This window comes from Arthrobacter sp. 24S4-2, assembly GCF_005280255.1.
Taxonomy (GTDB): Bacteria; Actinomycetota; Actinomycetes; order Actinomycetales; family Micrococcaceae; genus Arthrobacter.
Window position 1 is genome coordinate 471,757 of sequence record NZ_CP040018.1, and the last position, 12,002, is coordinate 483,758.

The following is a 12,002-nucleotide window of genomic DNA, read 5'->3' on the forward strand; positions in this document are numbered from 1 at the left end:
TGAAGCAGGAGCATCACTGTCTATTACCGGACAGGGCCTGATTCGTGACGCTGTGCGTTGGAAGGACGGGGTTCTCTGTCCGTTCGGCGTCACGAAATGCGGCGCGGCCGGTACTAAACCAAGACGGTTTTGTTGGAGTCGGGGCATGGAGGCCCCGCGTCAGGTTAGGAGAACGCCATGGCCGCTGGCTTTGAATTGTATTTGGACGGGGAGGGGGACCACAGGTTCCGGTTGGTCGCAGTGGATGGTTCGGTGATGCTTACCTCGGAGGCTTACGCTCAGGAGGATGCCGCGATCGCCGGTATCTGGGCCGTTCAAGAAGTCGCGGCCACCGGGAGCATCGTGGATCTCACTGGCTCGAACGCACCCGAGGCGGTCTCGATGCCCCACTGGCCGCTGCATGCGACTGGAGGTCGCTCATGACTGGTCCGATAGTCGGGACAGGGGCGGAGTCCTTTTGGACGAGGGCCACGAACATCTACCCCGGCTGTAGCTGCCCGCGATGGCGCTACCACCCCGCGTACCCGAAACCAACGGATCCGTACTGCCCTGAACACGGTAACAACGGCTAACTTGCGCCACGCCCAGTTCCGCGACGCGAAGGGCGCGATCAAATCATCTTTAGCCGTCTCCGCGGTGACCCGACACCGCGCTAGAGATGGAGTCTCACTGAAGGCGCTGACGGTCAGGACGTTCTTCTGCAGGACTTGGGGTAATTAATCCCGGACTGGGTTCGGCCCGGACAAGGGATGCAAGTCATGTTCGGGCAGTCCCTATGCTGGGATTATCGGCCGGCTTCCGCTTGTATGACGGCTCGCTCTCAGGGAGGCAATGCGCTTCCGACTGAAGCTACTCGCTTCACGATTTGACGCCCCTGGTGTACCAATGTTGTGCTGCGGAGACGTGGGGCATCCGCGGGCAAGGATTATTTGGCCCATAGGGTAACCATGACGGTTTTGTTGCCAACCTTTGGGATCGGGCGGCTTCAGCGCCGTTGGTGAGAGCGTCAGGGCGCGGCAGTAGCATCCGCTACCGCCAACGGCCAGCCGGTGATGGTCTTGGCGCGAGGAGTGGCGTACGTCCGGACTTTTGACGTGGACAACCCCATCCGCACGAGCGACTCCGCGATAGTGACGGCGGCGGCCACCCCGTCCACCACTGGCACTGAAGCCCTGTGCCGGATCTGCTCGTCCAGCCCTGCCATGCCGCCGCAGCCCAGGACAATGACCTCTGCCTTGTCTTCTGTTACCGCGAGCAGCGACTGCTCCACGATGGCTTCGATTGCGCGGTCCGGGTCCTCTTCCAACTCCAGGACTGCCAGCCCGCTGGCGCGGACAGACGCGCAGCGGGCATCGAGTCCGGCAAGCCTCAGCCGGTCTTCGATCAAGGGCACGGTCCGGTCCAGGGTGGTGACCACCGAATATTTGTGCCCGAGGAACATCGCAGTGCTGGCAGCGGCCTCGGTGATGTCAACTACCGGAACGTCGAGGAGTTCCTGCAGTCCTTCGCGACCGTGTTCGCCATAGCCGGCCTGGATCACAGCGTCGTACGGCCCCTCATAGGACAGCACCGTGTCCATCACGCCGATGGCTGCGAGATAGCTTTCGAAATTTCCTTCGCAGGAATCGGCACCGAACCGGGGCGTGAGTCCGATGATTTCCGTTCCTGCGGCCGCAACCTGCCGTGCCTGGGCGGCGATGGTGTCGGTCATGGACTGGGTTGTGTTGACGTTGGCAACGAGAATTCGCATGGTTCCTTTCCTGCAGTCTGGCGTTGAGGGTTTGAAGCTGCTCTCTCAGAAGTATGCCCCGGATGGATACTGTTCGCGGAGCCGGTGATTGACCTTGCCGTGCGCCGTGAGACGGTTGTTTCATGAGGATCGACGAGCGAATCGAACAACACTATTCGGGACTAGGGCCGCAGGAGCAGAAGGCCGCCGACACTCTGCTGGACCGCCTGGGCGACCTGGCTGTCTACAACGCGGCCGAGCTCGCCCAGCTGAGCGGCGTCTCCAAGGCAACCATGAGCAGGCTCTTCCGCCGCCTGGGGTTCGCGGATTTCAACGAGGTCAAGGAACACACCCGGAGCCTGCGGTCCAGCGGAGTGCCGCTCGCCACGCAGGAAGCCGACGGCCGAATCCCCCTGCATTCGGCAACGGAACAGCACAACCTGAACCGGCTTTTCGACACGCTCGACGACGATCGCCTCCTCAAGGTGACGCAGCAATTGGCCAAGGCCCGGAACGTCCTGCTGATCGGCTTCCGCAACAGCTTCCCTGTAGCCCTCCACCTCCGGCAGCAGCTCCTGCAATGCCGTGCCTCGGTAAATCTGGCTCCACAGCCGGGCCAAAGCGTGGGTGAAGAACTGGCAGGGCTGGACGCAAACGACATCGTCGTCCTGCTCGGCTTCCGGCGCAGGCCGGACGGCTTCCACCAGGTCCTGAAAGCCGCCACCGCCACCGGCGCGAGCACCATCCTGATCGCCGACCCCAGCGCCCGCTGGCTTGCAGCGGAGGCCTCCCTCTGGATCGAGTGCCCCGTGGAGAGCAGCGCCGCCTTCGACAGCTACGCCTCTGCGATGAGCCTCATGAGCGTCCTCGCGAACGGAGTGCTGGCAGCGAGGGGCCGGTCGGGAAGGGACCGCGTCAGGGAAATCACCGGCGTCTTCGACTCGCTGGGAGAGATCGAGCGGCGGTGAATCCCCGCGCGCGGGCAAAGCGTAAAGAAGAATTAGCGGCCCGGAAACGACACTGAAACATCTGTTCCATTCAATTGAATCAGTGAAACGACTGCCCCTGTCGTGGATGACCCTGATTCGAGGAAACCGATGGCCGAAGCACAACTCGCCCCAGAGCAAACTGGTGCGCCCGGCACCCTGCTTGGCAGTCCGATTGACGAAGCCGCCGAACACCGTGATCCGCGGCTGAGCAACGAAGACCTGGCGCCCCTGAAAAACCAGAGCTGGAGCAGCTACAACCTGTTCGCCTTCTGGATGTCGGACGTTCACAGCATCGGCGGCTACGTGACGGCGGGCAGCCTCTTCGCCCTCGGCCTGGCCAGCTGGCAGGTCCTGGTCGCCCTGCTGGTGGGCATCGTGATCGTCCAGTTCTTTTGCAACCTGGTGGCCAAGCCCAGCCAGAAGACCGGTGTGCCGTATCCGGTGATCAACCGGGCAGTCTTCGGCGTCAAGGGCGCCAACATCCCGGCCATCATCCGCGGCCTGATTGCCGTCGCCTGGTACGGCGTGCAGACCTTCCTGGCCTCCGAGGCCTTGGTGATCGTGTTCTTGAAGTTCTTCCCGGCCATGAAACCGTTGTACGACGTCCAGCACTACGGCTTCCTCGGCCTTTCCGCCCTGGGCTGGATTTGCTACGGAATCCTCTGGGTGGCCCAGGCTGCACTGTTCTGGAACGGCATGGAAAGCATCCGCAAGTTCATCGACTTCGCCGGTCCTGCCGTCTACGTGGTCATGGTGGTCTTGGCGATCTACTTGGTATCCAAGGCCGGCATCGGCAATATCAGCCTCAACTTGTCCGCCGGCGCGCCGTTGGACTTCGCGGCGTCCATCCCGGTCACGATTTCCGCGATCGCGCTGGTGGTGTCCTATTTCTCCGGACCCATGCTGAACTTTGGCGACTTCGCCCGGTACGGCAAGAGCTTCAAGGCGGTCAAGAAAGGCAATCTCCTGGGCCTGCCGGTCAACTTCCTGTTCTTCTCGCTCCTGACGGTCATCACGGCGTCGGCCACGATCCCCGTCTTCGGCCACCTCATCACGGACCCCGTGAAGACCGTTCAGGAAATCGACTCGGTCTTCGCCGTGCTGCTCGGCGGGCTGACCTTTGTCATCGCGACCGTGGGCATCAACATCGTGGCCAACTTCATCTCGCCGGCGTTCGACTTCTCCAACGTCAGACCGCAGAAGATCAGCTGGCGCATGGGCGGCATGATCGCCGCCGTCGGATCCGTCATCCTGACCCCGTGGAACTGGTACTCGAACGACGACGCCATCCACTACACGCTCGGCGTACTCGGCGCACTGATCGGCCCCTCTTCGGCATCCTGATCGCGGGCTACTACCTCGTGGGCAAGCAGAAGGTGTGGGTTGAGGACATGTACACGATGCAGCCCAGCGGCAAGTACTGGTTCCGCAACGGCTACAACCCCAACGCGGTCAAGTCAGTGGCCATCAGCGGCATCGTCTCCATTGCTTCGGTGTTGATCCCCAAGATGCTGCTGGACTCGGGAGCCACCACGGTCAACGCCACATGGATCGGCAACTACAGCTGGTTCCTTGGCTGCGCACTGGGCCTGCTGACCTTCTGGTACTTCGAAAAGCGCTCCCCGATGATCAGCTTGGAGCCGAACGGCGTCGAGGCGAACGACGGTGCACTGGTCTAAGAGGAGGTTGCGGATGGGCCGGGGCCCAGAGTGGATTGTCCGTGGACATGAGGGCCGGAGCTGTCCGGGAGGACGAAGGCCGGCCAGCGCAACGTCCTGGCGTTGTGCGGGCTAATGGCTAATAGATCTCGGTGATGTGCGACCAGACCGCCCGCCAGGCACCGTCGGTCAGCTCATAGAGGTCCGTGTGCCAGTAGCTTGCTGGGGGCATCGGAGATCCTCCGAAAATCACTTCCCTGCGTGCCTGATAGCGCAGGACGGCGGCGTCCCCGTGGAACCGCACAGCGATGTCTCCTGGTTCCCACCGCACATACTGGACGGTTCCGGACTCCACCGCAGAGAGGTACTCGTCCCGGCTCATGTTCTCGCCGATCGCCGTGATGATCTGAAAGGCCGGACTGTGAAGTAACCGGGCGACAGCCATATCTCCCGAGACCAGAGCCTGAATCCGGGTTCGCTCGACTGAGCGCAGCTGCTCTGTTGGATCTGCCAGCGGGTTGTTCATTGTTCCTTTCATCCGGCCGGATGCGAACGTTTCGAAATAGCCGAAGACAAGTCGGCTTATATTTTGGCACGACAGGGGAGAGGCAGGGTTCCAGCGGCTTTCTTGCTCTCTCCGTTCCGTTCCAACGCCGAATCCAAGGCGCGATGGGGCTTGTTGTCCCCACGAATAAGGATTCCAGTTCGGCTGGAGTCGCGTCATTTATGAAGATAATTCGGGAGATTGTCTACATGTGAGTAGGATCACTACCTGGGGGAAAGACACAGTCTCAACGTGGAGGGCATGTGGAAAAGATCCGCCTCAGTGTGATGACGGCCCTGATGTGAGCGCTCACGACGTGGCCGAGACCCGGGAGAGCGCCTCTCAGGCCCTCCCTGATCCGGACGGTGAGGCCGGAATTGTCCGAGCCAGCGCCGCGGCAGACCCTCATGCGATGACGATGCTGCACCTGGAACATTGGGATGCCGGCGTTGCTTTTGCCTACAGCCTGACCAGGGACCATAACGACGCCGAAGAACTGGCGGCACATGCCTTCCTCAAGGTCCTGTCCGCTATGCGGTCAGGGAAGGGCCCTACAGGTCCCTTTCGTCCCTACTTTTTCCGTGCTATCCGTACCAGCACAGCGGATCACTGGCGCAGGCGAAGCTACGAATACGCCACGGAACACGTTCCCGAAACTTCGGCCGAAGACGGTGGATACGCACATGTTGACGGGATGCGGGAACGGGCCATGGCATCGCGGGCCTTCGCGGCACTTCCCCGGCGATGGCAACAAGTTCTTTGGCATGTGGATGTGGTTGGGCTCCGACCACGGCAACTGGCGCCGATCCTGGAAATCGAGGCCAATGCTGTTTCCGCGTTGGTGCGAAGGGCGCGCCGTGGACTGCGCGAAGCCTACCTCGTTGAATATGTAGGGAGTGCAGCCGGGGAACGATGCCGGGAGTATTTGCCACTGCTGGCCCGTATGGTGATGGATACCGCCTCGCGCCGTGACATTTTGAAGGTGAATCTGCACCGCCATGTTTGTTCGGACTGTACAGCCGCCGCGCAGGGCCTGCGTGAAGTGCATTCACGAATGCGGGCTGCCGGCACGCCGCTGGTCTTTGGTGCAGTGATTTCGATGCACATGGCAGGGCACTTGGATACCGGCATATCCGTCCAGGGGTTCCTTCACGCTTCCGGCGTAGCCGATGTTGTGGAACGAATGAGCACCCTCACGGACGTGAAGAAGGCGATTCTCGGGGCCGCCGTGCCAGTGCTGCATGGGTTGGCGCGCACATTGGGACTTCGGTAACCGTTCCAGTTCCGAAGGCTCATCGGACCGCTGTTGCCTGAGACCACACCGCCTGCCAGATGGGCCCCTCCCTCTCGAAGCAGGCAGTGTGCCAGTATGCTCTGCGCGGGACGGGCTGACCATCATGGGTCGCCTCAAGTTCGGCCCGGTATCGAAGTACCGCCAAGTTGCCGTTGACGCGAACGGACATCTCCCCGGGTTCGAACATTGCGTAGTCAATGCGGCCGCTTTCTATCGCACCGAGATACTGATCCCGCGTCATCGAAACCCCGTCCGGCGTCACCAGATGGAAGTCCCGGCTGTGGAGGGGCGGGCAAGGATTATGTCGGCGGTCACGAGAGCGTTCAGCCGTATCCTTTCAATGGACCGAAGGTGCTCAGCTGTCGGGTCTATCCGGGACTGAATGGTTGCTTCCTTGCTTTCGATAACTGGCGGCAGACTCTGCCGACTGACTCATGGACGATGCGCCGCTCAGCCGCATTGGCAAATAAGTATGAGTGGCTGCCGTTCTGATAGCGTGCTACGCCATCTGGACCGTCCTGTCCTGTTGGCTGTCGGGACTGCTTTCACCTCCACCGATAATGGCGTCAGCGACGTGGGCTGAACGTCGGCGGGTCAACATCAGGGAATTAAAAATGTAGAGAGCGCCGCTGACAGTTCCCCCGAGGGCATAAAGCCGTGATTGGGGTGTCATGCTGTCGTCAAGAATGCGGCTGGTGGTTCGGTCCACCTCCAAACCGCCGAAGGGGTGCAAACGCGCCTGGCCGGAGCTGGTCAAAGCCTCAATGATTTGAACTGCAGTTGGCGGGATCCGACTACCCACCGCGGTGGCCGAGATGACTTTATCGACAGTTTGCGGTGGGTAGTCCTCCAGGCAAAGCTCGAACTGGCTGGTGCCTGTGGGCCGCACGGATTGAAGACCTCTGTGAACCCCAAGCTGACCGGCTTCCGCCATATCGACCAGTTCAAGTGCACGGCTTTGTGGTATCGGGGCAGCTAGGCCGGCCACAATCGACCTGAAGTTGGAGTGAAGGAACTGTTTATCATCCGGCCCCAGTAGGTACCACACGTCTTCGAATGTAGTGGCGAGGATTTGAAGGCCAGAGGGAGAGCGATCTCGCCGTCATCCACGCGATGGAGTTGGTCCCGAAGCCTTTCCAGACCGAAGCGCTGGGGAAACAGTTCCTGAAGCGGGCATCTCTTGAGGCGCCGGCCTCGCCGAATTCCCTCCACATCAGGTTGATCATGTCCCTCAGCTGGACGTGCCCGCGAGTAGGTCCATCCCGTCGTCGGGGCTCCCGTTGTTCAAGCCCTGCCAGCCGTTCAACGGCGTCGACCGTAAAGTGCCGCAATTGGTATTCAAGCCGGGGACGACGCACCGGAGGCAGGAGGCCACCCCGGGAGACCATGGTAATCGGCCCTTGATGTCCCGAGGACTTAAGCGCGAGTACCACGTCAATCGCAGCGAGGCCCGTGCCGACGATAGCGACCCGATCAGTGGCTCGGGTCTGGAGGACTGTCTTGCTCAGGGGATACGGAGATACCACAGCGCCTGGAACGCCTTGAAGCTGGTAAGGATCCGCGAACGTATTGGTACCCAGGCACATCACGGCATGGTCAAAGGAATAGCTCTGCGCACTCGTCTCGACGTGAACCTGGTTCTCTTCCATGCGGATACTGGTCACAGCTGACAGAACGTGGCGGAAATGCTCCATATCATTGGCCGCCTCGCAAGCCGCGTCCCGAAAGTAGAGTCCGACCATGGGGCGGGAAACGAAGGTGGAGCCAACTGGCTCCGCTACCTGATTTTTCCTCAGCCAATCCGAGATGTGATCCTCGTTCCAGTGCTGCGCCGACATGTCTGCTGCGTGCACGTTGGTAAGCGCCTCCGAAAGATCGGGAGCATAGTTTGGTCCACACCAGAGATCGGTGGACGGATCAAACACGGTCACATCCAGTTGCTCGCCCGAACCCAAGACGGACCGGGACCGAAGCAGGCTATGCATAACGCAGACAGCTGTTGGGCCTCCGCCAATAAGTGCAATTCGCATTTGTAACCTTTCAGGAATAGGGAAAGATCCAAGGGTGCTGGTCAGGTCGGCAATGCTTCGAGTGCTAGCCGCCTTGGCAAATAGATATGGCCGGGAGATCGACACACTCCGGCGGAGTCGGCGTGGGCGAGGGAGTTGCGGTGTCAGTTGGTGTTGCGGTGCCAGTTGGTTGGGGGGACGACGGCGTTGTCGGCTGGGGCGATGCCGTGGGAGTTGCCGTGGCAGACGGTGCGGGTGCCGCCGGCGCTGTTGGCTGGGGCGTTGGAGACGGCTCACCCGTTGGTGCTGCGACTTCGCTGCCCACGAAATCCGTCGGTGGTGCCGGGGAGATTTCCTGTGCCGGAACTTGCTGTGCAGGGATTTGTGCCGGTGACGGTGTTGCCTTCCTGTCGGGAAGCGTCGAGGTGGCCGTCGAAGGGATGGGGGGCACGACAGTCTGTCGTGGTGCAGCAGGTGATGAGGCCGTGCTGGACGGAGCCGTTGCTGGCTCCTGAGTCGTCGCCGCCTGCGTTCCCTGGGCTTGGTCGTTCACTGCCATAATCCCTGTGCCTGTGACAACGACTAATACCAGGCAGACCCCAGCAGCCCAGGCCGATTGTGGCGCCAGGCGGGTCAGCTGTAATGCCCGCCGACGGAACCATTTCACAAAGCGGTCCAATGTGGGTGTGTGACCTGACTCGGCAGCAGGCATCGCCAGAGGTGTGCCGAGGAACCACGGTCCGATAGCCCGGCGCATGGTCGACCTGACGTCACGCAGGTTTGCCAGGGCCATGGTGCATTTGAGGCATTCGTCAGAATGATCGTCGAGACGGGACTGGTCCTTAGTTGAGAGGCTGCTGTCGATGGATTTTGCCAGCAGCGGCAGGGTCGGCCGGCATTCAGGATCCAGGGACGCCGAGACATACTCTTCAAGGAAAGCCTGCCGCAGTCCTCGGCGTGCACGAATGGCTACTGCCGACACTGCGTTGGGCTCCACACCCAGGATGGGAGCCACCCGCCGCGGCGGCTCGCCCTCTACGTCAAGATGCCATAGCACTGTCTGCCAGCGCACAGGGAGTTTGGCGAACGCTGCGGCCGCCAGGGAGCGGTCGTCCGAGGACAGGACTGCGTCATACCCCGGATCCTCGTGGGGTGTTGCTTCCATCTCGGCTGTAAGCATTTCTCGGGACTGTGCGGCCCAGTGATCGGCCGCGCAGGTCCGGATGGCGCGAAACAGGTAGGGGCGGAATGGTCCCTGTGGTCCGTTGCCCCGGTCAATTGCCGAGAAAACCTTCATAAATGCTTCTGAAGTGACATCCTCGGCGTCGAACTTGTTGCCAATGATTCGCTTGGCGAAGGCCAGGCCGGCGTCCCTATGGCGCGTGTAGAGCACTTCGATGAAGTCAGACTCCCCGGCCCGGGCGGAGGCCAGCAGCAGTTCCTCGTCCGATACATCCACACTGTTCGTACTCATCCCGGGACTACCTGGATGGCAGCTATTCTCACTGACCTGATGTCGCAGTTTCCGGGACGTCCCCGAGTTCCTGTCATACCGCCACTTACCTTCCAAGCGTCTTCAGTCGGGCTACGATCGCCTAAGCGCTTAGATGAAAGCGCCGGAAACCTCTGAACCCAAAAGGACGGCCCACCCCGACCGTCATAGTACTTACCGTGCCCGGCACGAATCATGACGCGGGAACGCATGTGATTTACACCACAGTCAAGGATCGGGGATAAGTCCCGTTAGCGCTAACGTGACAAATCTTGTAACAACGTTTATCACGAAGCGCTGGCTCGACAGGAAGAATGTTTCTGTTACTTGTATTTGTCCAGCAGGGACTGCTGCTGGGCCCACCGTCACGATCCGTCCGAACGCAGGTAACAGTGCATGTGGGGGATTCGCAATGCGCCGTGACAGCAGCATGACCAGGACCCTCCCGCGCAAACCAGCGAATCAACCCTTACGAGAGGCAAGCATGACTCAGCCTGACATTGACCAGCAGCTTCCGGCCCCGCAGCAGTACGAACAGTCGGCACCGCCCTACTACGGCCAGAATTCCCCCGAGTCCGTCCAGGGTGCAGAGTACGAGCGGAAAGCCACGACGTATGCCGTGATCGGGCTGTTCGTCCTTGGTTTCGTTTTCGGGCCAATGGCAATCGTGAACGCGAACCGCGCCCAGGCGCTGGGCACTCGGGCCACCCTGGGCAAAGTGATGGGCTGGTGCGTCACCATCTCTTCGTACCTGTTTGTAGTCCTTTTCATCATCTTCGCCCTCGTCGGCGCCGCCACCGCCGGCAGCATGCACAAGGACTACTAAAGAGCCGGTCCACGCCGCCCAGAGAAGAGCAGCCCCGCACGCTTCCCCAGGAAACGTGCGGGGGCTGCTTTTGCTTTGCGAGGCCCCGGTGAGGTCACACAGGCTGCTGACGTGACTAGCGGGCGAGCGACGGTTGTTGCATGGCGGTAGCGACGGCGCCAAGGATTTCTGCGCTCGGTCGCAGCCCGCTTGTCAGCACGGTCACGGCTTCGGCGCTGACCGGAAGGGCGTATCGGTCGATGGACTCGCGAACGCCGGCCGCGAAGGGCCCGCCCGCAGAGCCGAGTTCCCCGCCTAAGACAATGGCGGCGGGATTGAGAGTGTTGACGATGTCGGCCAGCACGATTCCAATGGTGCGGCCGGCGTCGGTGATGACTCGGGCCGCGGCTGGAATGGATGCAATTTCCGCAAGAGTGGGAAGCTCGGCATGATTGCCGTACAGCTTTCCGGGTGGGAGGACCTGTGAAAGCTGCTTGCGGACCTCATCGACGGAGACAAGGGTTTCCAGGCAGCCGCGGTTGCCGCACCGGCATAAATTCGTTGCTCCCTGAAGAGTGGTATGACCGATCTCGCCAGCGATGCCGATAGACCCGCGATATGTCTTGCCCGCCAGGACGAGTCCCGCGCCGATGCCGTGGGAGGCCTTGATGTAGAGGAAGTCGTCCAGCCGTCTTGCTGCCCCGAAAGTGTGCTCTCCACGAGCCCCCATGTCAGCATCGTTGGCCACGGCCACCGGATGACCGAATCGCCGGCTGAGTTCGACCTCGGGACAGAGGCCTATCCAATCGCTCAGGATTGTAGGGCCACGCACTATGCGGGTCCGCGTATCGAGAACGCCGGGGATCCCGGCTGCAATGCCGGTGATATCGCCTGCGTCATGCCCTGCCGTCGCCAGCGCCTCATGGGCCATGACGACCGCGATATCGAGTGCGCGTTTCGGTTCTCCGTCGACGTCCAGGAGCCTTGTCGAGTCGGCGAGCACCTCACCGAGCAGGTTCGCGACGGCGACCGCGACGTGCCCGTGCCCGAAATCGAGGGCCAAGACAATTCCCTCCCGGCGCCGCGGGACCAGGACCGTAGCAGGCCGTCCGGGCCCGCTCTGCTCCTCCTCCGGGGGCGCCTGCTCGAGGATGAGTCCGTCCTCGAGAAGGGAAGCCACTGTGCTGCCGACTGCACTGCGGGATAACCCCGTCAGCTGGGTCAGCTCAGCACGCGTGGTGAGGCCACGTTCCGTCAGCACGCCGAGTACGTGTTCGGCCGTTCGACGCTTGCGGGCCGACGACAAAGAGGAATCCACTAGAGGTCCTTCGAGTTGGGAGGAACGTCACATAATTTTGCCATAAAAAGGCAAAAATGCGGTCTAATCTTTCCTCTTGACGGCAATAACGCTTGCCAAATATGCTAACCCCCGAACCATCAATGCGCATAGCTTTTGTGGATCCGTGTGCTCTAAGCGCATAA

The 12,002-nt window shown here is 61.3% G+C and carries 11 protein-coding genes and 1 pseudogene; 5 read left to right on the forward strand and 7 right to left on the reverse strand.

Annotated features, from left to right (window positions below; all coding sequences use genetic code 11):
• The first annotated feature begins 255 nt into the window (after nucleotides 1-255).
• A complete protein-coding gene (locus tag FCN77_RS27495) occupies nucleotides 256-423 on the forward strand; it encodes a hypothetical protein (RefSeq protein ID WP_368074353.1) in 168 nt (55 codons plus the stop codon).
• A 583-nt stretch (nucleotides 424-1,006) separates the two neighbouring features.
• Here the strand turns inward: FCN77_RS27495 and FCN77_RS02300 are convergent.
• On the reverse strand, nucleotides 1,007-1,750 hold the full coding sequence (locus FCN77_RS02300; protein WP_137320947.1) for an aspartate/glutamate racemase family protein: 744 nt from the start codon (nucleotides 1,748-1,750) through the stop codon (nucleotides 1,007-1,009).
• Nucleotides 1,751-1,872: 122 nt separating this feature from the next.
• On the opposite strand from FCN77_RS02300, the gene FCN77_RS02305 reads away from it, so the two are divergent.
• Nucleotides 1,873-2,697, forward strand: a complete 825-nt coding sequence (locus tag FCN77_RS02305) for a MurR/RpiR family transcriptional regulator (protein ID WP_137320948.1) — start codon at nucleotides 1,873-1,875, stop codon at nucleotides 2,695-2,697.
• A gap of 294 nt (nucleotides 2,698-2,991) precedes the next feature.
• Nucleotides 2,992-4,397, forward strand: a pseudogene (locus tag FCN77_RS02310) (NCS1 family nucleobase:cation symporter-1).
• A gap of 118 nt (nucleotides 4,398-4,515) precedes the next feature.
• On the opposite strand, the gene FCN77_RS02315 reads toward FCN77_RS02310, so the two are convergent.
• Nucleotides 4,516-4,902 (reverse strand): nuclear transport factor 2 family protein, encoded by a 387-nt coding sequence (locus FCN77_RS02315; protein ID WP_217496211.1) that lies wholly within the window; start codon nucleotides 4,900-4,902, stop codon nucleotides 4,516-4,518.
• 430 nt (nucleotides 4,903-5,332) lie between these two features.
• Between FCN77_RS02315 and FCN77_RS02320 the strand changes: the two genes are divergently transcribed.
• Nucleotides 5,333-6,193, forward strand: a complete 861-nt coding sequence (locus tag FCN77_RS02320) for an RNA polymerase sigma factor (protein ID WP_137320950.1) — start codon at nucleotides 5,333-5,335, stop codon at nucleotides 6,191-6,193.
• 19 nt (nucleotides 6,194-6,212) lie between these two features.
• On the opposite strand, the gene FCN77_RS27500 is transcribed toward FCN77_RS02320, so the two are convergent.
• From FCN77_RS27500 to FCN77_RS02340, 4 genes are all read right to left on the reverse strand, one after another.
• The gene (locus FCN77_RS27500) at nucleotides 6,213-6,455 is read right to left on the reverse strand and encodes a nuclear transport factor 2 family protein (protein WP_137320951.1); all 243 of its coding nucleotides are present in this window, start codon (nucleotides 6,453-6,455) and stop codon (nucleotides 6,213-6,215) included.
• A gap of 258 nt (nucleotides 6,456-6,713) precedes the next feature.
• Nucleotides 6,714-7,262, reverse strand: a complete 549-nt coding sequence (locus FCN77_RS02330; RefSeq protein WP_137320952.1) for a hypothetical protein — start codon at nucleotides 7,260-7,262, stop codon at nucleotides 6,714-6,716.
• Entirely contained in the window at nucleotides 7,237-8,244 is a 1,008-nt protein-coding gene (locus tag FCN77_RS27505) for an FAD/NAD(P)-binding protein (RefSeq protein WP_137320953.1), read from the reverse strand. The genes FCN77_RS02330 and FCN77_RS27505 overlap by 26 nt, the downstream gene beginning before the upstream one ends.
• 64 nt (nucleotides 8,245-8,308) lie before the next feature.
• Nucleotides 8,309-9,697 (reverse strand): RNA polymerase sigma factor, encoded by a 1,389-nt coding sequence (locus FCN77_RS02340; protein WP_137320954.1) that lies wholly within the window; start codon nucleotides 9,695-9,697, stop codon nucleotides 8,309-8,311.
• Nucleotides 9,698-10,199: 502 nt separating this feature from the next.
• On the opposite strand from FCN77_RS02340, the gene FCN77_RS02345 reads away from it, so the two are divergent.
• On the forward strand, nucleotides 10,200-10,541 hold the full coding sequence (locus FCN77_RS02345) for a hypothetical protein (RefSeq protein WP_137320955.1): 342 nt from the start codon (nucleotides 10,200-10,202) through the stop codon (nucleotides 10,539-10,541).
• A gap of 115 nt (nucleotides 10,542-10,656) precedes the next feature.
• On the opposite strand, the gene FCN77_RS02350 is transcribed toward FCN77_RS02345, so the two are convergent.
• Nucleotides 10,657-11,838: an ROK family transcriptional regulator gene (locus FCN77_RS02350; protein ID WP_137320956.1), complete on the reverse strand. Its 1,182-nt coding sequence runs from the start codon at nucleotides 11,836-11,838 to the stop codon at nucleotides 10,657-10,659.
• Between the last annotated feature and the right edge of the window lie 164 nt (nucleotides 11,839-12,002).

Coding starts and splice junctions, on each gene's coding strand:
- FCN77_RS02340 (WP_137320954.1), bottom strand. CDS start 9,697: ATGAGTACGAACAGTGTGGATGTATCGGACGAGGAACTGCTGCTGGCC.
- FCN77_RS02305 (WP_137320948.1), top strand. CDS start 1,873: ATGAGGATCGACGAGCGAATCGAACAACACTATTCGGGACTAGGGCCG.
- FCN77_RS02345 (WP_137320955.1), top strand. CDS start 10,200: ATGACTCAGCCTGACATTGACCAGCAGCTTCCGGCCCCGCAGCAGTAC.
- FCN77_RS02315 (WP_217496211.1), bottom strand. CDS start 4,902: ATGAACAACCCGCTGGCAGATCCAACAGAGCAGCTGCGCTCAGTCGAG.
- FCN77_RS02300 (WP_137320947.1), bottom strand. CDS start 1,750: ATGCGAATTCTCGTTGCCAACGTCAACACAACCCAGTCCATGACCGAC.
- FCN77_RS27500 (WP_137320951.1), bottom strand. CDS start 6,455: ATGACGCGGGATCAGTATCTCGGTGCGATAGAAAGCGGCCGCATTGAC.
- FCN77_RS27495 (WP_368074353.1), top strand. CDS start 256: ATGCTTACCTCGGAGGCTTACGCTCAGGAGGATGCCGCGATCGCCGGT.
- FCN77_RS02320 (WP_137320950.1), top strand. CDS start 5,333: ATGACGATGCTGCACCTGGAACATTGGGATGCCGGCGTTGCTTTTGCC.
- FCN77_RS27505 (WP_137320953.1), bottom strand. CDS start 8,244: ATGCGAATTGCACTTATTGGCGGAGGCCCAACAGCTGTCTGCGTTATG.